General features: G+C 64.1%; 19 protein-coding genes. 13 read left to right on the top strand and 6 right to left on the bottom strand.

Going from position 1 to position 22,474, the window contains the following annotated elements:
* Positions 1 to 154 precede the first annotated feature (154 nt).
* The gene (locus U5A67_RS07085) at positions 155 to 1,285 is read left to right on the top strand and encodes a 4-hydroxyphenylpyruvate dioxygenase family protein (RefSeq protein WP_321813503.1); all 1,131 of its coding nucleotides are present in this window, start codon (positions 155 to 157) and stop codon (positions 1,283 to 1,285) included.
* 20 nt (positions 1,286 to 1,305) lie between these two features.
* Here the strand turns inward: U5A67_RS07085 and U5A67_RS07080 are convergent, their stop codons facing one another.
* Entirely contained in the window at positions 1,306 to 2,295 is a 990-nt protein-coding gene (locus tag U5A67_RS07080) for a zinc-dependent alcohol dehydrogenase family protein (RefSeq protein WP_321813502.1), read from the bottom strand.
* A gap of 154 nt (positions 2,296 to 2,449) precedes the next feature.
* Positions 2,450 to 3,373 carry a LysR family transcriptional regulator gene (locus tag U5A67_RS07075; RefSeq protein WP_205982923.1) on the bottom strand — a complete coding sequence of 308 codons (924 nt, stop codon included), beginning with the start codon at positions 3,371 to 3,373 and terminating at the stop codon, positions 2,450 to 2,452.
* A gap of 127 nt (positions 3,374 to 3,500) precedes the next feature.
* Between U5A67_RS07075 and U5A67_RS07070 the strand changes: the two genes are divergently transcribed.
* Positions 3,501 to 4,538 carry a TraB/GumN family protein gene (locus U5A67_RS07070; RefSeq protein ID WP_321813501.1) on the top strand — a complete coding sequence of 346 codons (1,038 nt, stop codon included), beginning with the start codon at positions 3,501 to 3,503 and terminating at the stop codon, positions 4,536 to 4,538.
* Positions 4,539 to 4,624: 86 nt separating this feature from the next.
* Positions 4,625 to 4,843 (top strand): hypothetical protein, encoded by a 219-nt coding sequence (locus tag U5A67_RS07065; protein ID WP_205982921.1) that lies wholly within the window; start codon positions 4,625 to 4,627, stop codon positions 4,841 to 4,843.
* Positions 4,844 to 4,956: 113 nt separating this feature from the next.
* Here U5A67_RS07065 and U5A67_RS07060 read toward each other — a convergent pair whose 3' ends face one another.
* From U5A67_RS07060 to U5A67_RS07045, 4 genes are all read right to left on the bottom strand, one after another.
* Positions 4,957 to 6,150, bottom strand: coding sequence for a porin (locus U5A67_RS07060; protein WP_321813677.1), 1,194 nt, complete (start codon positions 6,148 to 6,150; stop codon positions 4,957 to 4,959).
* Between the two features lie 233 nt (positions 6,151 to 6,383).
* Positions 6,384 to 7,763: a cytochrome c gene (locus U5A67_RS07055; protein WP_321813500.1), complete on the bottom strand. Its 1,380-nt coding sequence runs from the start codon at positions 7,761 to 7,763 to the stop codon at positions 6,384 to 6,386.
* An 8-nt stretch (positions 7,764 to 7,771) separates the two neighbouring features.
* Positions 7,772 to 9,547, bottom strand: coding sequence for a GMC family oxidoreductase (locus U5A67_RS07050; RefSeq protein ID WP_321813499.1), 1,776 nt, complete (start codon positions 9,545 to 9,547; stop codon positions 7,772 to 7,774).
* Complete coding sequence (locus U5A67_RS07045; RefSeq protein WP_205982918.1) at positions 9,547 to 10,284, bottom strand: gluconate 2-dehydrogenase subunit 3 family protein; 738 nt, start codon at positions 10,282 to 10,284, stop codon at positions 9,547 to 9,549. Before U5A67_RS07045 ends, U5A67_RS07050 begins: the two co-directional genes overlap by 1 nt.
* Positions 10,285 to 10,851: 567 nt before the next feature.
* Between U5A67_RS07045 and U5A67_RS07040 the strand changes: the two genes are divergently transcribed.
* The 10 genes from U5A67_RS07040 (at position 10,852) to U5A67_RS06995 (ending at position 22,461) form a co-directional block, all read left to right on the top strand.
* Positions 10,852 to 11,787 carry a dihydrodipicolinate synthase family protein gene (locus tag U5A67_RS07040; RefSeq protein WP_321813498.1) on the top strand — a complete coding sequence of 312 codons (936 nt, stop codon included), beginning with the start codon at positions 10,852 to 10,854 and terminating at the stop codon, positions 11,785 to 11,787.
* 35 nt (positions 11,788 to 11,822) lie between these two features.
* Complete coding sequence (locus U5A67_RS07035) at positions 11,823 to 13,406, top strand: aldehyde dehydrogenase (NADP(+)) (RefSeq protein ID WP_321813497.1); 1,584 nt, start codon at positions 11,823 to 11,825, stop codon at positions 13,404 to 13,406.
* Positions 13,407 to 13,725: 319 nt separating this feature from the next.
* On the top strand, positions 13,726 to 14,826 hold the full coding sequence (locus U5A67_RS07030) for an extracellular solute-binding protein (RefSeq protein ID WP_241023412.1): 1,101 nt from the start codon (positions 13,726 to 13,728) through the stop codon (positions 14,824 to 14,826).
* Between the two features lie 85 nt (positions 14,827 to 14,911).
* On the top strand, positions 14,912 to 15,991 hold the full coding sequence (locus U5A67_RS07025; RefSeq protein ID WP_205982914.1) for an ABC transporter ATP-binding protein: 1,080 nt from the start codon (positions 14,912 to 14,914) through the stop codon (positions 15,989 to 15,991).
* Entirely contained in the window at positions 15,988 to 16,869 is an 882-nt protein-coding gene (locus tag U5A67_RS07020) for an ABC transporter permease (protein ID WP_205982913.1), read from the top strand. The genes U5A67_RS07025 and U5A67_RS07020 overlap by 4 nt, the downstream gene beginning before the upstream one ends.
* Before the next feature lie 41 nt (positions 16,870 to 16,910).
* The gene (locus tag U5A67_RS07015; RefSeq protein WP_205982968.1) at positions 16,911 to 17,798 is read left to right on the top strand and encodes an ABC transporter permease; all 888 of its coding nucleotides are present in this window, start codon (positions 16,911 to 16,913) and stop codon (positions 17,796 to 17,798) included.
* Positions 17,799 to 17,862: 64 nt separating this feature from the next.
* Positions 17,863 to 19,620, top strand: coding sequence for an L-arabinonate dehydratase (araD, locus tag U5A67_RS07010; protein ID WP_205982912.1), 1,758 nt, complete (start codon positions 17,863 to 17,865; stop codon positions 19,618 to 19,620).
* Positions 19,621 to 19,758: 138 nt separating this feature from the next.
* On the top strand, positions 19,759 to 20,958 hold the full coding sequence (locus U5A67_RS07005; protein WP_205982911.1) for a porin: 1,200 nt from the start codon (positions 19,759 to 19,761) through the stop codon (positions 20,956 to 20,958).
* A 237-nt stretch (positions 20,959 to 21,195) separates the two neighbouring features.
* Positions 21,196 to 21,537 (top strand): zinc ribbon domain-containing protein YjdM, encoded by a 342-nt coding sequence (locus U5A67_RS07000; RefSeq protein ID WP_321813496.1) that lies wholly within the window; start codon positions 21,196 to 21,198, stop codon positions 21,535 to 21,537.
* A 129-nt stretch (positions 21,538 to 21,666) separates the two neighbouring features.
* Positions 21,667 to 22,461 carry a sulfite exporter TauE/SafE family protein gene (locus tag U5A67_RS06995; RefSeq protein WP_321813495.1) on the top strand — a complete coding sequence of 265 codons (795 nt, stop codon included), beginning with the start codon at positions 21,667 to 21,669 and terminating at the stop codon, positions 22,459 to 22,461.
* The last annotated feature ends 13 nt before the right edge of the window (positions 22,462 to 22,474 follow it).

Below are 22,474 nucleotides of genomic sequence, written 5' to 3'. Positions count from 1 at the left end.
CGGCGGCATGGGGCCTGGCGAGCAGTCCAGCGCACCCTGAGATTGTGCCGGGGCTTGCGCCGCGCGCGTTCTGCCCGCACTCTCTAGCTGTGCCGCCGCCTGGTTTCATCGTTTTCTTTTGACGCTTCAACGTCTGGTATCAGGAGCTTCCCGCATGTCGTCCAACCCCATTTCCGGTACGCCGGAGCAGGCCAATCCGCTCGGCATGGCCGGGCTCGAGTTCGTCGAATTCGCGGCGCCCGAGCCCGCGGCGCTGGCGGCGCAGCTTACGCAACTGGGGTTCAAGGCCATCGCGCGTCATATCAGCAAGGACGTGACGCTGTGGCGCCAGGGCCAGATGAATTTCCTCGTCAACGCCGAACCCGATTCCTTCGCCGCGCGCTATGCCGAGGAATACGGCATGGGCATCTGCGCGATCGGCGTGCGCGTGGAGAACGCCCGGCGCGCCTTCGAGCATGCGCTGCGCGTGGGCGCGTGGGCCTACGAAGGCGAGCGCGTCGGCGCGGGCGAATTGCGCATTCCGGCCATTCAGGGCATTGGCGACTCGCATATCTATTTCGTCGATCGCTGGCGCGGCCGTGGTGGTCAGCGCGGCGGCGTGGGCGATATCTCGATCTTCGACATCGACTTTCGTCCGATCGATATGGCCACGGCGCAGGCCGATCTCGAACACAGCGGCACCGGCCTGCAACGCGTCGATCACCTCACGCAGACGGTGGGCGCGGGGCGTATCGGCGAATGGCTCGATTTTTATCGCGATCTGCTGCATTTCCGCGAGATCCACGAAATCAACGCGAACTGGCATGTGGCGCAGGAGTCGCGCGTGATGGTGTCGCCGGACGGCGAGATCCGCATTCCGGTCTACGAGGAAGGCACGCATCGCACCGAACTCATGCACGACTATCTGCCCGATCATCCGGGCGAGGGCGTGCAGCATATCGCCCTGGCAACCGACGATATCGTGCCCTGCATCGACGCGCTGATGGCCAACGGCGTGGAGTTCGTCGAGCCGCCGGCCGCCTATTACGATTCCGTCGATGCGCGCCTGCCGGGCCATGGCGTCGATCTGGAAGCGCTGCGCAAGCGCCACATCCTGATCGACGGAGAAATGGGCGCGGACGGCGTGCCGCGCCTCTTTTTCCAGACCTTCGTGAAGCGCCGCGCGGGCGAGATCTTTTTCGAAGTGGTGCAGCGCAGCGGCCATCAAGGCTTCGGCGAGGGCAATCTCGACGTGCTGGCGAAAGCGCGCGCGGCGCAGGGCGACCAGGCCGCCGATCGTCCCTGATCGCCGCGGATAAGCGCCGCTTAAACCGTCACGACGATCTTGCCGACCTGCTCGCCGGCTTCCATGTAGCGGTGGGCGTCGGCGATCTGCTCGAACGGGAACGTGCGGTCGATCGCCGGTTTGAGCGCGCCCGAGGCCAGCCCTTCGGTGATAAAGCGTTTGGCGCGCGCGAGCCGCGCGGCGTCGGTCGTGACTTCGAACAACTCGTAGCCACGCACGCTCAGATGACGGCCGAGCAGGTCCATCACGGGCACGCTCAGATCGCGCGTGTCGAGCGCGCCGTACTGGAAGAACATGCCCTCGCGCGCGAGCGCACGCAGTTGATGCGCCGCTTCCGGGCCGCCCACCGGATCGAACGCGATCTGCGCGCCGCGCCCTTGCGTGATGTCGAGCACCTGCTGCGTGAGCGCCGCGCCGCCGCCCGCGATCACGTGTTTCGCGCCGGCTTGCAGCAGCGCTGCGCGTTTCTTCTCGCTGCGCGTGAGCGCGATGGGCGTGGCGCCCACCATGTTCGCGATCTGGATTGCAGCCAGTCCCACGCTGCTCGACGCCGCGCCCACCAGCACCGCTTCACCCTGTTTGAGGCCGCCGAATTCGATCAGCGCGCCCCAGGCGGTGGCGTACATCATCCACGTTGCGGCGGCTTCCTCGAACGACAGCCCGGCCGGGTTCTTCACCACCGCATGCACGGGCGCGTTGACGAGTTCACCGTACATGCCGTATTCGATAAACGAAAACGCGGGCACCACGCTCACCGCGTCGCCTACCGCGAAGTCCTGCGCGCCGCTGCCCACGGCTTCGATCACGCCCGAGCCTTCGTAACCGAGCTGCGCGGGGAATGCCGGCGCGTAGGTGTACTGGCCGCTGCGATACATCACTTCGGCGCGATTCAGGCCGACGGCCTTGACGCGGATCTGCACTTCGCCGGCCTTGGGCGCGGCTACATCGACATCGTCGATCTGCAGCACTTCGGCACCACCGACGCGGTTGAAACGGACGACTCGTGACATCTCAGACTCCTTCGATCAAACGGTTTCGAGCGGATACTGTAGGCCGCGTCACGGCGCGGATAAACGCGCAGTCCGATGACTCATTGTTATTCGATCAATAACAATCGAAGCGTTTTTGTTTCGACCGTTTCGACCGTCCAGGTACGAGGCGTTTTCAGCCCGGCAGGCGTCGCGCCGCGAGTTCCGAAATCCAGTCGATAAACACGCGTACCTTGCCCGGCAGATGATCGCGATTCGGATAGAGCACGGAAACCGGTTTGGGCACCGGCGCGATATTGGGCAGCACTTCCACCAGATGGCCGGTATCGATAGACGGTTGCAGCGCGGGCCGCAGCGCCTGCACGATGCCGCAGCCCGCGAGGCCGCAGGCGAGCAGGGCGTCGAAGTTGTCGGTGAGCATGCCGCTGGCGAGTTTGAGCGTGACGGTCTTGCCGCCTTGCCGGAAAGTCCAGTCCATGACCCGGCGGTTGCGGCCGCTGAAGAAGTTCACAGCCTTGTGCGGCTGGCTTGCTGACTGCAGGTCGTCGAGCGTGCGCGGCACGCCGTAGCGCGCCAGATACGCAGGCGACGCGCAGGTCGCCAGTTGCACCATGCCGATCTGCCGGCCAATCAGGCCAGAATCCTTGAGTGCGCCCACGCGCAGCACACAGTCGATGCCTTCGCTGATCAGATCGGCGGGTTGATCGCTCACGCCCAGCACGATCTCCACTTGCGGATAACGCTGCTGGAAGTCGGGCAGCGCGGGCACGACCACGGCCTTCGCGAGCGCCACCGGCAGATCGAGCCGCAAACGCCCTTTAGGCTGCGGGCGATTCTGTGCGAATTGCGCGAACGAGGCGAAGGTGTCGTTGACGTTGGCGAGCAGTTGCACGCAGCGCTGATAGAATGCCTCGCCTTCGGCCGTCGTGCTCACGCGCCGCGTGCTGCGATTGAGCAGGCGGATGCCCAGTTCCGCTTCCAGTTGCTGCACCGCCTTCGTGACGGCCGGGCGATGCTGCTGCAGCGCCTCGGCGGCCTGCGTGAAGCTGCCGCGTTCGACGATATTCACGTAGATCTGCATCGCTTGCAGACGGTCCATGGGCGCTCCTCGGGCCAGTGATTCAGACCCGCATCTTCGCACGCGCGACGTGTGGGCTGACGCACGCAGAGGCCGTTTTGCAAAGCGTATGCTGTGAGCGGGCCTTCCCCTCAGGCGGGGTCGAACAATGATCAGCGTTGCGCGTATCTCCGGGACATGCCGCCGCGTGGCGCTCGCCTGCGCGGCGCTATGGCTGGCCGCCGCGTACCCGGCGCAGGCGCAGGCCGTCAGGTCCGCCGAAGACCATCCGCCCGTCTGGGTCGCGCGCTCGCCCGACCATCCCACGCTGATCCTGTTACCGACGATCCACGCGCTGGCCATCGACGATCCGCGCGTGAATGCCGCGCTCGCTTCGCTCGCCACCGGCGTGCAGGCAATCGTGCTGGAAACGCACACGCAGCCCACGCCCGAGGACACGCAGACGATCAAACGCATCGGTCTCTATCCGGCGAGCGACAGCCTGGCGAATCACGTGAGTTCGATGACGGCCGAATCGCTGGCGCGTTGCGCGCGCGAAAGCGGCGCCGATATCCGCACCTTTTTCCAGACCAAGCCGTGGCTGGCGGGCTTTGCCGTGGAGGCCGTGCGCCTGCATCAGTGGCAGTGGGTATCGAACGGCGGCAAGCGCGCGCATTTTGTGAAAGCGGCTGCGCCGCTGGTGTTTCCCGGCATCGACGAGCGGCTGGAAACGCTGGCGCGCCATCGGCAGATTCCATTGATCTACCTGGAAACGATGGAGCAGGGCATGCAGCTTTTCGACGACATGCCCGCCGCCGATCAGGAAGCCTTTTTGCAGGGCGTCTGCACGGGCCTGCACGGTGGCCGATCGCCCGGCGAAGTGTCATACGAATCGTTCCAGAGCGCGTGGGCCGTGGGCGATGCAGCGGCGCTCGAGCGTCTGGCGAATGCGCGTTATCCCGGCGAAAGCGACGCGCATTACGATTTCAGCCAGTATCTGTTCGCGCGCGGCACCGATATCTTCGCGGCAACGCTCGCGCAGGACGGTTACTTCTACGGTAAAGGGCCAATACTGGTGGCCGTGGGCGCGGGCCACTTCTTTGGCGAGCGATCGCTGCTCCAGCATCTGCGCGACGCGGGCTATACGATCACGCCGCCCGCCACGGCGCCGCAACTTGCGCCGCCGCACGAAGTCGCGGCGCGTTGAATCTTTCGTTTTGCTTGCGTCGAAAGCGGCAAAGACTTACCGCGCCTTACCCTAAAGGTTCCATCCGCGCCGCCGTTAGCCAGGATATGAAGACGCCATTTTCCAAATCGGAAGCGCAACTGATTCTCTCGATCGCCCACGAGCGCGCGGAATATCGCGCCGCTGCGGCGGGTGTCGAACTCGAATCGGCCGCGGGTTCCGCGATCTACGATACCGTGATCTACTCGACGCTTTCCGAGCTTGCGCCGGCGCTGTCGATCGATGAATTCATCGGTCTGCTCGCGCGCCCGGAAGTGCTGCACTGAGCCGGCATATTAGTCGGGATTCCTGATCGATAGAGGTGCAGGTTCGCCCATTGGACGAACCGCAAAAGGGCACGCCGCGCAGTTGCGCCGCGTGCTCTTTTGCATGGTGATGCTTAGAACTTCTGGCGGAAGCCCACGCTCACGATCGCCTGCGACTGGGCCGCCGACGAGTGGCTGTTGCCCTTGTCCGACACCGATGCCGTGGCCGCCACCGGTTCGCCGAGCGCGTTGAGCGTCATGCCCGAAGCGTGCTGATAGCCCGCGAGCAGATACACGGTCGAGCGCTTCGACAGATCGTAAAGCGCGCCGAGCGAGACGTTGTGGTACTGCGCTTCATCGTCCTGACCATCGACGTGGCTGCCGCGCGTGTAGCTGTAGCCCGCGAACAGGCGCGTGCGCGGCTGCACGTTCCACATGCCGAACACACCGGCGATGTTGAAGGTCGCCGTGCCCGAGTAGAGCGAGTTCGTGCCGGCCTTGTACTGCACGTTGCTGTAGTTCACGCCGACCAGCGCGGTGCCGAAGTCCCACGTCGCGCCCGTTGCGATCACCTGCTGCGATTGCGCGCTCGCGTAGCCTTCGTTGATCGACGAGTTGAAGGTGCCGTCGTAGGTGCCTTGCCACTTGCCGTAGGTGCTGTCCGCGGTGCTGGTCTTGCTGTTGTCCGAGCGCTCGTAGCCCACGCCCACGCGCAGCGGGCCGTTCGCGTACGCGCCGCCCACACTCCAGGTGTTCTTGCGCTTGAGGCTGCCGGCCTGGCCGCCGAAGCCGTACAACGCGCCGAACGTGAAGCCCGAGTAGTTCGCGCTGGTGTACTTGATCGAGTTGTCGACGCGGGTGGTCTGATCCAGATCGTCGATATCGCCCGGATGCGCGCCGAAGCCGCCCACCACGCTGACCGGCGCGACCGGCGCGACGAAGTCGTTGAGCGAGGTGTACTGGCGGCCCATCGTGAGCGAACCGTATTGCTTGTCGGTGAGGCCCATGAATGCCTGACGGCCGAACAGGCGGCCACCTTGACCCGAGGTGCCGTTGCTGATGTCGAAGCCGTCTTCCAGCAGGAAGATCGCCGCCAGACCGTTGCCCAGATCTTCCTTGCCCTTCAGGCCCCAGCGGCTGCCCGAAAGATTGCCGCTCGTCACGCCCAGGTTCGAGTGGCCTTGATAGGCGCCTGCGCTGCCGGTGCGCTCATTGCTGCGGTACGTGATACCCGCATCGACAATCCCGTAGAGCGTAACGGAGCCCTGCGCCGCCGCGACGCCCGCGAGCGACATCAGAATCGGTGCAGAGATCAGGTGTTTTTTCATCATGTGTTGTCTCGATGAGAGGCGGACCGCCATGCTGCGGTCTCTTGTTATGCGCGCAGGAACAGACCGTCTCGCGTGCGGATGCGAGACGGCCCGCGGCCTGCGCGCGGAAAAAAGGCGTGGATTTTACGGAGTCGCGCAGAAAGCGCTAGTGATTTTTCCGCGCGCGGCGCGATGCCGCGCGCGAAAACCTCTGCGCTTTAAGGCCTGAATTCAAGGCCTGGATTGCATCCTTAGCGCTTGAACGACGCGCCCGGAGGCGTGTCGGGCGTGACGATGCTGACCGTCTTGCGCACCTTGGCAACGTCACCGGCGCTGACCGGCGCGCCGGTATTGCCCCAGCTCGTGCGCACGAAGGTGGCGACATCGGCGACTTCCTGATCCGAGAGTCGCCAGCCGAACGGCGGCATCGTGAAGGTCGAAGGCGCGGCTTTCGTGCCTTCCAGCGCGGCGCCCGTGAGCAGCACGTGGATCAGCGAAGTGGCATCCGTGCCCTGCACGACGGGATTGCCGCCGAGTTCCGGGAACACGCGCGTATAGCCGCGTCCGTTGCTGCGGTGGCAGGCCATGCAGTTGTCGCGATAGACCGCGGCACCGCGCGCGCTGGCGTCGCCGCTTTGCAGCGCATGACCGGCGGCGGCATCGTAGGCGTAGGGCGTTTCCTTCGCGTCGCTCGACGGCAGCGTCTTCAGATAGCGGGCCATCGCGAGCAGATCCGCATCGGTCATGTACTGCATGCTGTGCTGAACCACATCGGTCATGCCGCCGAACGCAGCGGTATGCAGATTCCGGCCGGTTTTCAGAAACTGGACGATATCGTCTTCGCTCCAGGTGCCGATGCCGGTACGCGGATTACCACGCAGATTCGACGGCACCCAGCCGTCGATCGGGCCGCCGCCCGCGAGGAAATCGTCGCCTTCGAGATCGGTGAGCGCGCGTTCCTGCATGGTCGCTGCGCGCGGCGTGTGACACGCGCCGCAGTGGCCAAGACCCTGCACGAGATAGGCGCCGCGCGACACGATTGCATCGTTGTAATGCGATCCGTCGAAGGCCTGCACCTTCGGCGCGAACATCGTGCGCCAGATGCCCAGCGGCCAGCGCATCGACATCGGCCAGGGAATGTCCACCGCGCGGTTTTGCGCCGCAACCGGCGCGACGCCCTGCGTGAAGTACGCGTAGAGCGCCTTCATGTCGTCATCGGACAGGCGCGCGTACGACGGGTAGGGCATCGCCGGATACAGCGTGTCGCCGTTCGGGCGCACGCCTTCGCGCACCGCCTTGCCGAAATCCGCGTAACTCCACTTGCCGATGCCGGTATTGGCGTCGGGCGTGATGTTGGTCGAATAGATCGCGCCGATCGGTGTGTCGAATTTCAGGCCGCCCGCGAAGGGCTTGCCGCCTTTCGCGGTGTGGCAGGCGATACAGTCGCCGGCGCGTGCGAGATATTCGCCGTGCGCGACGAGCGCGGCGTCGGCTTGGGTGCTGGCGGCGGGGGCATTGGCGGCGCTGGCCGAAAGCGGCGCAGCCAGCACAGCCGCCGAGATAGTTGCGGCCGCAACCGTCAGGCGTGCGGCACGACGCACGATGCGCGTGGGGGAAAAGATCGTCTTCATACGGCTCGTCACACGCTCACCAGAGGGCCGGGGTTCTTCAGATACTGATTGCGGATGGCCTTCGCCGACCAGTACGCGAGTGCGGCAACCAGACCCGTCGGGTTGTAGCCGATGCCCTGCGGAAAGGCCGATGCGCCCAGCACGAACACGTTATGCACGTCCCAGCTCTGCAGATAGTGATTGAGCACGCTGGTCTTCGGGTCCGTGCCCATCACCGCGCCGCCCACGAGGTGGGTGGTCTGATAACGGCGCGAATCGAAGTGCGCGCCGAATTCGCGCGTATAGACGTTGATGGACTGCGGGCCCATCGCCTCGGCGATCTTCTTCATCTGGCCGGTCACGTACTGCGCCATCTTGATGTCGTTGTCCTTCCAGTCGAAGGTCATGCGCAAGAGCGGCTGGCCATACGAATCGCGATAGGTCGGATCGAGGTCGAGGAACACGTCGCGATACGACATGTTCGAACCGTGCGCGTCCATCGACACGGTATGCGCGTAGTGGTCCTTGACGGCCTTTTTCCACTGCGAGCCCCAGTTGGGCGTGCCCGCGGGCGTAGCGATGCCGCTGATCGGCTTCACGCCCGCCTGGTTCACCCACAGCGGCGAGCCGCCGACGAAACCGAGCGGACCGTGATCGAAGTTATCGGCGTTGAAATCGTCCACGGCCACGCCGTTGCCGCCCGCGCCGATGAACGGATTCGTGTACGTGTCCTTGTCGAAGAACGCGGTGATGGTCGAGAGGTTCTGGTACGCGAAATTGCGGCCCACGACGCCTTCGCCCGAGACCGGGTCATACGGCTTGCCGATGCCCGAAAGCAGCAGCAGGTGGACGTTGTGATACTGGAACGCCGAGACGATCACGAGATCGGCGGGCTGGAACACTTCCTGGCCCGACGGATCGACATAGGTGACGCCGGTGGCGCGCTTCTTCGTATCGTCGAGTTCGACGCGCAGCACGTGGCATTTCGCGCGCAATTCGAAGTGCTTTTCCTGCTTGAGCGCGGGCAGGATGTTCAGGTTCGGCGAGGCCTTCGAATACATGTAGCACGCGTAACCGCTGCAATAGCCGCAGAAGTTGCACGGGCCCATCTGCACGCCATACGGGTTCGTGTACGGACCCGAGGTATTGGCCGACGGCAGACGATACGGATGCAGGCCGAGCGACTTCGCCGCATCGGAGAAGCGCTGCGCCGAATACGTATTCAGTTGCGCGGGCAACGGAAAATTGTCGCTGCGGCGCGCTTCGAACACATTGCCGTCGCCCACGACCTTGTCGCCCACCTTGTACGCCTGACCCGAGGTGCCGAAGACCTTTTCCGCGAAGTCGAAATGCGGCTCCAGTTCGTCGTAGCTGACGCCGTAATCCTGGATCGTCATGCCTTCGGGAATGAACTTCTTGCCGTAGCGCTCTTCGTAGTGACTCTTCAGGCGCAGCTCTTCCGGCGTGATGCGAAAGTGCACGCCCGACCAGTGCAGACCCGCGCCGCCCACGCCTTCGCCGGGCAGAAACGCGGCGAGCTGACGATAGGGCAGCGCCGTATCGGCCGCGCTGTGACGGATCGAGACGGTGGTCTTGGAGAGATCGAGGAAGAGCTTCTTGCGGATGTTGTAGGTGAGCTCGTCGATGGTGTTCGGGTACGCGCCATCCGGGTAGGTGTCGCGATACTCGCCGCGCTCGAGCGCGACCACGGACAGACCCGCTTCCGTGAGTTCCTTCGACATGATCGCGCCAGTCCAGCCGAAGCCGACGACGACCGCGTCCACATGAGGTTTCTTGATCGCCATTACGTGCGCTCCCCGTTGATCGAAACTGGACCGTACGGGTAAGCCTTACCGTTCTGGTTCACAAAATCCATGAAGTCGGCGCGCGCGCCGGGAAAACCGATCATCTGCCACGCGGCCATGTTCTTGTTGCCGCCGTGGATCGGATCGCTGAAATAGCCTTCGCGCGTGTTCTGCAGCAACTGGCCGAAGAACACCTTGGCCGGCACGCCGTCCAGTTCGACCTTGCCCGCTTCGAGCGCGCCGAGCACGGCGTCGCGCGTGCTGGCGTCGAGCGCGTCGAAGTCCTTGCCGTACGCCTTGCCGCAATACGCGTTCACCGCCGCGATGCCGAGGCGATACAGATCGCGCGGCACCAGCTTCATCTGATAGCCGAGCTCCGGCACGCCTTGCTGGAACGGCCCCTGCATGTACCAGAGCGCGCCGTGCGCGTAGGGCGTGTCCATCTGACGGTCGATGAATTCGGGCACGCCGGCTTCGAGGGCGCCCGGGCCTTCGGCATCGGCGGGAATCAGACGGTCGACGGCCGCGCGCAGGAAGGTCCATTCGCGGGCATCGAAGAAGCGGGGTTTGTAGTCGGCTTGAGCGGACTGGCTCGCGCTCGCCTGGCTGCCGCCTTGCGCGGCGCCCGCAGACGGCTGCGAGCCGCCCTCACAGGCCGCGAGCGCGCCGGTTGCCGGAACGAGCACCACCGCCGTGCGCAGGAAGCCCCGGCGTGACGAGAGAGGAGATTCGGACATGGTTGGATTCTGTATCAATTCGACGCGGCCTGATCTGGCCGTGCCGTTTGCGGGGGAGCGGCTTTTAGCCTGGGCCGCATTGCGGGGCAATGGTAATTGGAACCGGTTCCATTATTATCGAAGAATTTTACAACAATCAATTTCAGTCGCTGTAGGGGTGGGGGTGGAACGGGGGATGTGGTAGGGCTGCGGGACGGTGGGATAGTGCTGCTTGCGCCACAGATTCTTTATGCGAATCAGATGCTTACTGGCGATGAGCTCGCTTCGGCTTGAGCGAACGGCGAAGCTCGAAGGACGTCTTCTGACAAGTGACGCGTTGCCGCTTTTGTTGCTTTTAGGGGAAGAATCGGCGCGGCCGGTTGTCAGAAGCCGGGAGGATTTGCTAAGGCATCGCGCCGCGGGTATTTATCTGATGAGAAAGGGGAATCGCTCAGATCCCTTGTGGCGCAGGCCACCGAACCCGGCCTCCAAACAAACCCTAACAAATCGCCAAGTTGTTTGACAACTAAGCGAGGCCGGTGCTACTGTTCAGTTCATCGACAACCCTCCCATCCAGCACGAGGCCTCATGAACGTGTCCCCGATCGTCGAGAGCGAATTCGCTTCGACCGTGATGGCGGTGCCCCCCCTGGCACGCCGCCCCGATTTCTCGCTCGACGTTGAAGCTAACGGCAAGCTCATCCGTCACATGGAAGTGGGCGGCATCCGCACGCTGCTCTACGGCGGCAACGCAAACCTCTACCACGTCGCCGTCAGCGAATTCCGCGAACTGCTGGACATGCTCGCCGAGCAGACCGCACCGGAAACGCGCGTGATCCCGGCCATCGGCCCGGACTACGGCAAGATGCTCGACCAGGCGCACATCCTCGCGCAGACGAAATACCAGACCGCCATGGTGCTGCCGCTCGCCGGTTTCACCACGCCCGCAGGCGTCGAAGCCGGTCTCACGCGCATCGCCGACGCTGCCGGCATTCCGCTCACGCTCTATATCAAGAGCGAAGATTACGTCGATGTGGACACGCTCGTGCGCCTGATCGACCGCGGCACGCTGATCGCCGTGAAATACGCCATCGTGCGCGCCGATCCGGCCAACGATCCGTATCTGCGCCGCCTGCTGCAAAGCGTGCCGGCTTCGAAGGTGGTGTCGGGCATGGGCGAGCGTCCCGCACTGGTGCACGTGCGCGACTTCGGCCTGGCTGCATGGACCACGGGTTCGGGCTGTATCGCTTCGCACGCCGTCATGGCGCTGCTCAAGGCCGCGAAGGAAGGCCGCGCCGACGAAGCACAACGCATTTATGACGCCTTCATGCCGCTCGAAACGCTGCGCGACGACATCTCGCTGATCCGCGTGCTGCACGACGCCGTCACGCTCTCCGGTATCGCCGACATGGGCCCGATCCTGCCGCTGCTGTCACAGTCGCCGGCCGAAGCGCTGCCCGCCATCGGGGCGGCCGCGAAGGAACTGCTGGCGTTCGAGCAGTCGCTGGCGGCGGCGCACGCTTGAGCGCCTCGCAACCGATTGAACTGAACGGAGCAACCATGTCGTCTATCACCGGAAACATGCTGCTGGGCGCGCAGGCCGTGCGCGGCCAGGCCGGCGAGATGCGCGCTTTCGCGCCCGCGCTCGGCAAGGACATCGAGCCGTCGTTCGGGCTCGGCGGCAAGGCCGAAGTCACGCGCGCCTGCGAACTCGCGGCGCAGGCGTTTGACGCCTTCCGCGCCGCGCCGCATGAAACCCGCGCAAAGCTGCTCGAAGCGATCGCCGAACGCATTCTCGGCATCGGCGACGAACTGATCGAGCGCGCGATGCTGGAATCGGCGCTGCCCAAGGCGCGCCTCGAAGGCGAGCGCGGCCGCACGGTCGGCCAGTTGCGCCTGTTCGCGTCGCTGGTGCGCGATGGCCGCTGGTGCGGCGCGGTGCTCGATTCGGCGCTGCCGGATCGCAAGCCGCTGCCGCGCTCGGACCTGCGTGCGCAGCGCATCGGCCTCGGCCCCGTGGCTGTGTTCGGCGCGAGCAACTTCCCGCTGGCGTTCTCGGTGGCGGGCGGCGATACGGCTTCGGCGCTGGCTGCCGGTTGCCCGGTCGTCGTGAAGGCGCACCTTGCGCATCCGGGCACGTCGGAACTCGTCGGCCGCGCCATCCAGCAGGCCGTCGCCGATGTCGGTCTGCCCGAAGGCGTGTTCTCGCTGATCTTCGGCGGCGGCAACGAAACCGGCGAAGCGCTGGTCGCGCATCCGGCCATCAAGGCGGTGGGCTTCACGGGCTCGCGTCGCGGCGGTCTGGCGCTGGCGCAGATCGCGTCGCAACGCGCCGAACCGATCCCCGTCTACGCCGAAATGAGCAGCATCAACCCGATGTTCGTGCTGCCGGCCGCACTGGCTGCACGCGGCGAGGCGCTGGCGCAGGGTTTCGTCGATTCGCTCACGATGGGCGTCGGCCAGTTCTGCACCAATCCGGGCCTGGTGCTGGCGATCGATTCGCCGGAACTCGACCGCTTCGTGCAGACCGCGAGCGCGGCGCTCACGGGCAAGCCGTCGCAAACCATGCTGACGGCGGGCATCGCCTCGGCGTATGGCGAAGCGGTGGCGGCGCGCAAGACGGCGCAAGGCGTCGAGCAACTGGCCGAAGGCACGCAGACGGACGCGCAGTGCGCCGTGCTGCCGCTGCTGTTCAAGACCAGCGCGGAATCGTTCCTCGCGCAGCACGCGTTGTCGGACGAGATTTTCGGGCCGACGTCGATCGTCGTGGCGTGCCGCGACGAAGCCGAACTCGTGCGCGTGGCCGAGCATCTCGAAGGCCAGCTCACGGCCACGCTGCAGATCGATCGCGACGACTACGCCATGGCCGCGCGTCTGCTGCCGGTGCTGGAGCGCAAGGCAGGCCGCATTCTGGCGAACGGTTTCCCGACCGGCGTCGAAGTGTCGTACGCGATGGTGCACGGCGGTCCGTTCCCGGCCACCTCCGATGCGCGCACGACCTCGGTGGGCGCGATGGCGATCGAGCGTTTCCTGCGTCCGGTCTGCTATCAGGATCTGCCGGCGGAACTGCTGCCGGTGGCATTGCAGGACGAGAACCCGCTCGCGTTGTGGCGTCTGCGCGACGGCGAGCTGGTGCGCAAATAAGCGCTAAAACCTCGCGCGAAGGCGCTTGCAGAACCGCTGCAAGCGCCTTCCTCGCAAGGCTGCCGATGAAGCTTTCAGATCAGGCTTAAAAAGTTCTTACATCGGCAGATGCGTTGCTTGACAACTTGATGTGTGGTTCGGCATCCTTTGACCGCGGCGCTCAGACACGACCTCGGCTAAAAACGGCGAGGCAAGAACAAAGAAATAGCCCAGCCGCAAAGAAAAAATTCCATAAACAGAGTGAGGAGATGCGATGTTCGATGGACGCTTGAAGGCCAGGGTGCTGGCCGTTTGTGTGGCGGCCGTAGCGGCGTTCGGCATGAACGCGGCAAAGGCTGATCCTGTTTCGCTGAACATTGTCGACGTGGCCGGCAATCTGCAACTCACGCAGAAAGCTTTCGAGGCGTTCAAGGCGAAGTACCCGAATCTCGTTTCCAATATCACCTATACCAACGCGCCCGCGCCGCAACTGCCTGGCAAGATCAAGGCGATGCAGGCCGCCGGCCGCGCCGATATCGATCTCGTCCTCACGGGCACCGACGCGCTCGCCGCGGGCATCGAGCAAAACCTGTGGATGAAGCTGCTGCCGGATCAAACGGCGGCGCTGCCGGGCGTGCTCGACAAGTACGCGCCGGGTCCGCGCAAGATGCAGGAACTCGCGCAGGGCTACGGCCTGGAAGTGTCGTATATGCCCGCGGGTCCGCTGGTGGAATACAACCCCGCGAAGGTCGCGAAGCCGCCGCATACGCCCGCCGAACTGCTCGCGTACTGCAAGGCCAATCCGGGCAAGCTGATCTATGCGCGTCCGGCCAATTCGGGTCCGGGCCGCACCTTCCTGATGGGCCTGCCGTATCTGCTCGGCGACAAGAATCCGCAAGACCCGATCAACGGCTGGGACAAGACCTGGGCCTTCCTCAAAGAGCTGAATTCGTGCGTGCCGTATTACCCGGGCGGCACCTCGGCGGTGATGAAGGAACTCGGCGAGGGCACGCGCGACATGACCGTGACCGTGACGGGCTGGGACATCAACCCGCGCGCGCTCGGCATCGTGCCGGCCGAGTTCAAGGTGCAGGCCTTCGACAACATGACGTGGGTGAACGATGCGCACTTCATGGTGGTGCCCAAGGGCGTGTCGAAGGAAAAACTCGCCGTGCTGCTCAAGCTGATGAACTTCATGCTCGAACCGCAGCAACAGGCGATGACCTACGACGATGGCTACTTCTATCCGGGCCCGGCCGTGAACGGCGTGACGCTCGCGATGGCGCCGAAGCAAAGCCAGGACGTGATTGCCAAATATGGCCGTCCTGAATACGCGAAGTGGCTCACGCAGTATCCGCACGTCCAGCCGCTTTCGGCGCAGGCGATGGTCGCGGCGTTCCAGAAATGGGATCGCGAAGTCGGCTCGCAGAAGTCGCAATAATCGGTGTAAAGGGCGCGAAGCCAGGTCTCGGGCAATGCCTGAAGCCTGGCTCTGAAAAGTGGATCACGTGGGTCAGGAAGGTGTCATGAAGCATTCTTTCGATCGTCTGCGTCTGGACGCGGTATGTCGGAGTTTCGCCAACGCAGAGGGCGTGCAGCTCGCCGCGCTGCGCGGTCTCGATCTCGACATTCGCCGTGGCGAATTCATTGCGCTGCTCGGCCCTTCGGGTTGCGGCAAATCGACGGCGCTCAACTGCATTGCGGGCCTGCAACCGCTCACGAGCGGCAGCATCTGGCTCGACGAACAACGTATCGACGTGCTGCCGCCCGAGAAGCGCGGCTTCGGCATGGTGTTCCAGAATTACGCGTTGTTCCCGCACATGACGGTGCTGGAGAACGTGGGTTTCGGCCTGAAAATGCAGGGCGTTTCGCGCGAGGAAACGAAGCGTCGCGCGCGCGAGGCGCTGCAACTCGTGCAACTGGTCGGCCACGAAAGCAAGCTGCCGGGCCAGCTCTCGGGCGGCCAGCAGCAACGCGTGGCGATTGCGCGCGCGATCGTGATCGAGCCGCCGCTCGTGCTGATGGACGAACCGCTTTCGAATCTCGATACGAAACTGCGCATTGAAATGCGCGCGGAAATCCGCCGCATTCACGGTCAGCTCGAACGCGCGACCATCTACGTGACGCACGATCAGGACGAGGCGCTCTCAATGGCCGATCGCATCGTCGTCATGAAAGAGGGCGTCGTGCAGCAGGTCGCCACGCCCAAGGAAGTCTATAGCCGCCCGTCGAATCTGCATGTGGCGCGCTTCATGGGTTATCGCAATGTCGTGCCGTTCGCGGTGAGCGGCGAGCGTGGCGAACATGTCGCGTTGTCGGCATCGGGTATCACGCTCACGGGCGTTCCGATGGGCGACGTGCGCGGCGGCGAGATTTCCGTGGCGATGCGCCCCGAAGATTTCGAGCGCGCCAATGCGGGCGATGCGAACGCCTTCGACGTCGAAGTCGAAATGGTCGAATACGGCGGCCGCGATTCGCTGCTGCTCGCCAATGCGCCCTTCGGCAAGCTGTGGGCGCGCGTGGAAGGCGAATTCGAAGCGGGCGAGCGCGCCACGCTGCGCGTCGCGCCGTCGCGTGTACTCGCCTATGCGGAGCGTGCCGCATGAGTACGCTCGTCACGTCGCTCACCAAGGCGCCGCGTGACGCGCGCGGCTGGCTGGTCGCGCCTGCGCTCGGCTTCATCATCGCGCTGTTTCTCTATCCGTTCGCCTACGGCCTCGTGCTCTCGTTCAAGCCGATGAACGGCGGCGGCATGCTCGCGAACTACGTGCAGTTCTTCCACGATCTCGCGTTGTGGCCCACCGTGTTCGTCACGCTCAAGCTGGCCATTCCCGCGACCATCATCAACGTGGGGTTGTCGCTGCCGGTGGCGTTCGCGCTGCGCCGCAAGTCACCGTATCAGAAGCTGGTAACGACGCTGCTCGTGATTCCCGTGACGCTCGGCACCGTGCTGATCGCCGACGGCATGCTCAGCTACTTCGGCCCGAACGGCTGGTTTCCGCAGGCGCTGCACGCGGTTCATCTGTACACGAGCGAAGAGATTCGCCTCACGCACAACTACTGGGGCGTGCTGATTTCGCTGATCGTCTCGGGCTTTCCGTTCGCGTTTTTGCTGACGCTGTCCTACGTGACGGGCATCGATCCGACGCTTGCGCGCGCGGCCGCCACGCTCGGCGCCGGTCCGTGGCAGCAGTTCCGTTTGATCTATCTGCCGCTGCTCGCGCCCGGTCTGACGATGGCTGCGTGCCTGTCGTTCGTGCAGGCGTATTCGGTGTTTCCTTCGGCGGTGCTGCTTGGCGCGCCGGCCGGTCCCACGCGCGTGATTTCGATCGCGGCTTCGGAAGCGGCGTTCGAAAGCTATGACTACTCGCTCGCCTCGACGATCGCGATTGCGATGGGCTTCGTGCAACTGTTGGTGGTGGCGGCGATGCTCGGCGCGAAACGCTTCTTCTATTCGGGCCCGGTGAGCGGAGGGAAAGGCTGATGACCGCACATCAACGCAACGCAGCCGGCCTGCACGCGAATATGCCGGATGAGCAGCGCGGCAGCGCCGCTGGCGGCGCCAGTGCGCCGCAAACGAAGCCGCGCGCCAGCGTGCCGGACATCCTCTGGAAAGTGCTCGTCTGGGGCGGCGTGGTGTTCTTCCTGCTCAACGTGGTGCTGCTGATCGCCACGGTGGGCGTGAATTCCATCGCCACGCGCTGGTTCGGCACGCCGCTGCCGCAGGGTTTTACGCTGCACTGGTACGCACAGGCATGGCGCGATTTCCAGCTGGGCAGCGTGCTGTGGGTCACGTTCGAAGTGGTGGGCGCGGTCGTGCTGCTGTCCATCGCGCTCGGCGTGCCGGCCGCTTATGCGCTTGCACGCGCGCAGTTTCCGGGCAAGCGCATCTGCATGCTGGTGTTCCTGCTGCCGCTGATGGTGCCGCCTGTGACCTACGGGATTCCGATGGCCACGGCGATGTACCAGACCGGTCTCGCGGGAACCTTGACCGGCGTGATCCTCGCGAACCTCGTGCCCGCGCTGCCTTTCGTGATTCTCGTGATGACGCCGTTCATCGAGCAGATCGATCCGAATCTGGAATCGGCGGCGCGTATTTTCGGCGCGAACACGCTGCGCTATTTCCGTTATGTACTGCTGCCGCTCCTCGTGCCGGGGATGCTGGCGGCCGGGCTGCTCGTGCTGGTGCGCACGATCGGCATGTTCGAACTGACTTTCTTTACCGCCGGACCCGACACGCAAACCCTCGTCGTCGCGCTGTATTACGCAGTGTTCTCGACGGGCGTACGCGCGCCGCAGTCCATCGACGCCATGGCGATGATCTACATGGCTATCACGCTTGCATGGGTGCTGGTCGCGCTGCAATTCGTCAGCCCGACCCAACTCGTGTCGCGTGTGAAGGAATCGCGCTAGCGCGATGTCGGCCCGCGCCGGCGGTTTTATTGACACATCCGCGGAAACACTGGAGCAAGGCAAGATGAGCAACAAGCGAAAGACCCCCGAAGAACTGCGCAGCCACCGCTGGTATGGCGTGAATGATCTGCGATCGTTCGGCCATCGCTCGCGCACGGCGCAGATGGGCTACAGCCGCGAGGAGTACGCGGGCAAGCCGGTGATCGCGATCCTCAATACGTGGAGCGAGATCAACCCCTGCCATACGCACTTCAAGCAGCGCGTGGAAGAGGTCAAGCGCGGCATCTGGCAGGCCGGTGGTTTCCCGGTCGAACTGCCGGTGCAAACGCTCTCCGAGCCGTTCCAGAAGCCCACCACGATGCTCTATCGCAACTTCCTCGCGATGGAAGCGGAAGAAACGCTGCGCTCGTATCCGGCCGATGGCGTCGTGCTGATGGGCGGCTGCGACAAGACCACGCCCGCGCTGCTGATGGGCGCGATCTCGATGGATCTGCCGACCATCTTCCTGCCCGCCGGTCCGATGCTCAACGGCAACTGGAACGGCGTGACGCTGGGTTCGGGCTCGGATACCTGGAAGTACTGGGCCGACCTGCGCGCAGGCAAGATCACCGAAGAAGACTGGAAGGGCGTGGAAGGCGGCATCGCCCGCTCGCCGGGCCACTGCATGACGATGGGCACGGCATCGACGATGACGAGCGCCGCGGAAGCGCTCGGCTTCACGCTGCCGGGTTTCGCCTCGATTCCCGCGCCGGATTCGCGTCACGCGCAGATGTCGGCGAAAACCGGCATGCGTATCGTCGAAATGGTCTGGGAAGACCTCAAGCCTTCGGACATCATCACGCGCAAGGCCGTCGATAACGCGGTCACGACCTGCCTCGCGCTCTCCGGCTCGACCAATGCGATCGTGCACATGATCGCCGTGGCGCGCCGCGCCGGTGTCGATCTGACGCTCGCGCACTACGACGATGTCGCGCGCCGCACGCCGGTGCTCGCCAATATCCGCCCGACCGGCAAGTACCTCATGGAGGACTTCTATTATTCGGGCGGTCTGCGCGCGATGCTCAAGGAACTGGGCGATCTGATCGACGGTTCGCAGATGACGGTCAACGGCAAGACGCTGGGCGAAAACATCGCCGATGCCGAGATCTACAACGAAGAAGTGATCTATCGCCGCGCCAAACCGCTGATGCCGGACACGGGGCTGGCCGTGCTGCGCGGCAATCTCGCGCCGGACGGCGCGGTCATCAAGCCGGGCGCGGCGGAAAAACGTCTGCACGTGCACACGGGCAAGGCGGTGGTCTTCAAGGACTACAACGACATGGCCGCGCGCATCGACAGCGAAGACCTGGATTGCGACGAGAACAGCGTGATCGTGCTGCAGCACGCGGGTCCGGTCGGCGCGCCGGGCATGCCCGAGTGGGGCCAGTTGCCGATTCCGCAAAAGATCCTGCAAAAGGGCGTGCGCGACATGCTGCGCATCTCCGATGCGCGTATGAGCGGCACGAGCTACGGCGCGTGCGTGCTGCACGTGGCGCCCGAATCGTTTATCGGCGGTCCGCTCGCGCTGGTGCAGGACGGCGACCTGATCGAGCTGAACGTGCCGGAGCGCCGCCTGAACGTGCTGATCTCCGATGAAGAAATGGCGCGCCGCAAGGCCGCGTGGGTCGAGCCGGAGCCGCGCTTCAAGCGCGGTTATGGCGCGATGTATCAGATGCACGTGATGCAGGCGAACAACGGCTGCGAATTCGACTTCATGCAACGTGAAGGCGCGGGCGGCTGTGGCGGTAGCAGCGAAGCGGGCGGCGAACCCGAGATCCACTAAGCGGATCGGGTTTGCACCTGAAGGCACGGGGCGTTGCGAAAAGCGGCGCCCCGTGCCGCCAAGGAGGAGCACTCTCGCAATGAGATTCAAACGTAGTTAAAAAAGCAATACATCACAACGATTACATCAGGAGTACAGATGAAGAAGACCCTTATCGCATCCGCGCTTGGATTCGCGGCGTTGGGCGCACACGCCCAGAGCAGCGTCACGCTGTACGGTATCGTCGATACCGGTATTGGTTATCAAAGCAGCTCGGCATCGCTGGGCAGTAATTCGGGCGGTCATTCCGCCGTCAAGATGGTGCAGGGCGTGTGGGCCGGTTCGCGTTTCGGCTTGAAGGGCGGCGAAGATCTGGGCGGCGGCACGCGCGCGATCTTCCAGCTTGAAGAGGGCTATAACTCGGCGAACGGTGCGCAATCCACTTCGAATCTGATGTTCAGCCGCGCGGCGTTTGTTGGCGTTGCGAACAAGGACTACGGCACGCTGACCGCCGGCCGCCAGTACGCGCCGTACTACACGCTGCTCTCGCCGTATAGCCCGACCACGTGGCTCACGGGCGCATACGGCGCGCACCCGGGCGATCTGGATTCGATGGACACGATTTACCGGATCAACAATTCGCTCGTCTATACCTCGCCGAATATCGCCGGCTTCACGGTCAGCGGCATGTACGCGCTGGGCGGCGTGGCGGGCAGCACGGGCGCAGGCCAGTCGTGGAGCGTGGCGGCCAACTATATCCACGGTCCGGTTGGGCTGGCGGTAGGCTTCGAGCGCCTGAGCAACTCGACGAGCGGCGGCGGCACCTGGGGTACGAGCTCGACGGCATACAGCAACGGCGAGCCGGGCGTTTCGGGCGTGACCAATGGCTACCAGACCGCGAAGACGCAACAGCGCCTTGCGGTGACCGGCGGCTACGCATTCAACTCGCAATGGGATATTTCGGCATCCTATTCGAACGTGCAATACGTGGCGGGTTCGGGTTCGAAGTTCTTCGACACGCAGATCTGGAACACCGGCGGCGTGGTGCTGCACTACAAGCCGTTCGTGACGCTCGATCTGGCGGCCGGCTATAGCTACACGCGCGCGACCAAGGCCAACGGCATCAGCAGCGCGGCTTCGTACCAGCAGTTCAACCTCTCGCAGTACTACAGCCTGTCCAAGCGCACGGGCCTGTACTTCGTCGAGGCTTATCAGCGCGCGGGCGGCCAGACGCTCGGCACGAACGGTGCGGGCAACATCATCAACGCGACCGCCGATATTGGCGACGGCCAGAACAGTGCGCCGTCCTCGTCGCGCAGCCAGGTGGCGGGTGCGATCGGCATCGTGCACCGGTTCTAGGCGCTACACCGGATTTTCACGCTCCGAGGCAGGTTTGACGGCGGCGCCATTGCGGCGCCGCCGTTTTTTTATCGGCTGATGCGAAAGGGAGCGTTTGGTGAATCGGGGATTTGACTTGTAAGCGGCGGCTGCAACGGCATGTGAAGCGCGCATGAAGCGCGCGCCGGAATTTAAGCGATGAACCGGGCACGGTATACTTTCGCGCTTTCGTAGAACCTGCCAGATCAAGGATTCAACATGAGCGCACTGCCTCCCTGCCCGAAATGCCATTCCGAATTCACGTATGAAGATGGCGGCACCTTCGTCTGTCCGGAATGCGCGCATGAATGGTCGGCACAAGCCGCCGAAGCGGGCGATGCCGCTGCGCGGGTGTATCGCGATTCCGCCGGCAATATCCTTCAGGACGGCGATACCGTCACCGTCATCAAGGACCTGAAGCTCAAGGGTTCGAGCGGCGTGGTCAAGATGGGCACCAAAGTCAAGAATATTCGCCTGGTGGACAGCGACCACGATATCGATTGCAAGATCGACGGCTTTGGCGCAATGAGCCTGAAAACGGAATTCGTGAAGAAGGCTTGATGCGATCCGGGCGATCCGGGCGATAAAGTCGATGACGATGGACCGGTCGCGGCCTGAGCTATCATGCAGGCCCGGCATCGCAAAATTCGCTATGCGAGCTGCCGTTCATCCACGCACTCATCGTCCACGATGTTCGATTTCCACTTTTCCGGGGGCGTTCTGCTCCCGCATATGCAGTCGCTCGACGCGCTGCAGCTTTGCGGTATCGCCATTGCGCTCGTGCTCGGCGGCATGGTGAAAGGCGTGACGGGCATCGGCGTGCCGCTCGTGGCGATGCCGATCCTCACGCACTTCCTGCCGGTCAAACAGGCGGTACTGCTGCTATCGATGCCGATCATTCTCGGCAATATTCCGCAGGCGCTCGAAGGCGGGGAATTCTGGAAGACGGTCAGGCAGATTGCCGCGCCCTTGATCGGCACGGTAATTGGCAATGTGGTGGGTGTTTCGCTGCTGATCCACCTGGAACCGCATCATGCGCAGGCGGCTTCGGGGCTTGCGTTGATTGTGGCGGCTGCGTTGCTGCTGGCTTCGCCTAAACTCGCGCTCTCGCCTGCGTATGTGAAGCCGGTGGGCTTTCTGCTGGGTTTTGGTGCGGCGTTGATGGAGAGCATTGCTTCGGTGCCGGGGCCGTTGCTGGCGATGTATCTGATCGCTTCGGGTGCTTCGGGGCGGGTGTTCACCAAGCAGATCGCGATCATTCTGGTGGTGTCGGTGCTCACGCTCATCACCACGTTCAGCGGCGGCGCGCACGCGAACGGCACCGATCTGGGTATCTCCGCGCTGGCGAGTGTGCCGGCGATCATCGGCATGTTTTTGATCCGGCCGCTGCGCGATAAATTGCATCCGCTGGCGTTTCGCGTGGTGGTGCTGGTGTGCGTGCTCGCGGCCGCGGTGCAGATGATTATTAAGTCGGGTGTGGTGTGATGGGTTGGGGCGT

It is taken from the genome of Paraburkholderia sp. J69-1 (assembly GCF_905220255.1).
Lineage (GTDB): Bacteria > Pseudomonadota > Gammaproteobacteria > Burkholderiales > Burkholderiaceae > Paraburkholderia.
The sequence above is the reverse complement of the archived record's forward strand: the minus strand, read 5'-3'. Positions and strand labels throughout refer to the sequence as shown.

Bases quoted from the DNA above. Each gene is read 5' to 3' on its own strand.
- U5A67_RS07055 (WP_321813500.1), bottom strand. From the start codon at position 7,763: ATGAAGACGATCTTTTCCCCCACGCGCATCGTGCGTCGTGCCGCACGC.
- U5A67_RS07050 (WP_321813499.1), bottom strand. From the start codon at position 9,547: ATGGCGATCAAGAAACCTCATGTGGACGCGGTCGTCGTCGGCTTCGGC.
- U5A67_RS07080 (WP_321813502.1), bottom strand. From the start codon at position 2,295: ATGTCACGAGTCGTCCGTTTCAACCGCGTCGGTGGTGCCGAAGTGCTG.
- araD (WP_205982912.1), top strand. From the start codon at position 17,863: ATGAGCAACAAGCGAAAGACCCCCGAAGAACTGCGCAGCCACCGCTGG.
- U5A67_RS07030 (WP_241023412.1), top strand. From the start codon at position 13,726: ATGAACGCGGCAAAGGCTGATCCTGTTTCGCTGAACATTGTCGACGTG.
- U5A67_RS07040 (WP_321813498.1), top strand. From the start codon at position 10,852: ATGAACGTGTCCCCGATCGTCGAGAGCGAATTCGCTTCGACCGTGATG.
- U5A67_RS07020 (WP_205982913.1), top strand. From the start codon at position 15,988: ATGAGTACGCTCGTCACGTCGCTCACCAAGGCGCCGCGTGACGCGCGC.
- U5A67_RS07035 (WP_321813497.1), top strand. From the start codon at position 11,823: ATGTCGTCTATCACCGGAAACATGCTGCTGGGCGCGCAGGCCGTGCGC.
- U5A67_RS07085 (WP_321813503.1), top strand. From the start codon at position 155: ATGTCGTCCAACCCCATTTCCGGTACGCCGGAGCAGGCCAATCCGCTC.
- U5A67_RS07015 (WP_205982968.1), top strand. From the start codon at position 16,911: ATGCCGGATGAGCAGCGCGGCAGCGCCGCTGGCGGCGCCAGTGCGCCG.
- U5A67_RS07045 (WP_205982918.1), bottom strand. From the start codon at position 10,284: ATGTCCGAATCTCCTCTCTCGTCACGCCGGGGCTTCCTGCGCACGGCG.
- U5A67_RS07075 (WP_205982923.1), bottom strand. From the start codon at position 3,373: ATGGACCGTCTGCAAGCGATGCAGATCTACGTGAATATCGTCGAACGC.
- U5A67_RS07070 (WP_321813501.1), top strand. From the start codon at position 3,501: ATGATCAGCGTTGCGCGTATCTCCGGGACATGCCGCCGCGTGGCGCTC.
- U5A67_RS07060 (WP_321813677.1), bottom strand. From the start codon at position 6,150: ATGAAAAAACACCTGATCTCTGCACCGATTCTGATGTCGCTCGCGGGC.
- U5A67_RS07025 (WP_205982914.1), top strand. From the start codon at position 14,912: ATGAAGCATTCTTTCGATCGTCTGCGTCTGGACGCGGTATGTCGGAGT.
- U5A67_RS07005 (WP_205982911.1), top strand. From the start codon at position 19,759: ATGAAGAAGACCCTTATCGCATCCGCGCTTGGATTCGCGGCGTTGGGC.
- U5A67_RS07065 (WP_205982921.1), top strand. From the start codon at position 4,625: ATGAAGACGCCATTTTCCAAATCGGAAGCGCAACTGATTCTCTCGATC.
- U5A67_RS07000 (WP_321813496.1), top strand. From the start codon at position 21,196: ATGAGCGCACTGCCTCCCTGCCCGAAATGCCATTCCGAATTCACGTAT.
- U5A67_RS06995 (WP_321813495.1), top strand. From the start codon at position 21,667: ATGTTCGATTTCCACTTTTCCGGGGGCGTTCTGCTCCCGCATATGCAG.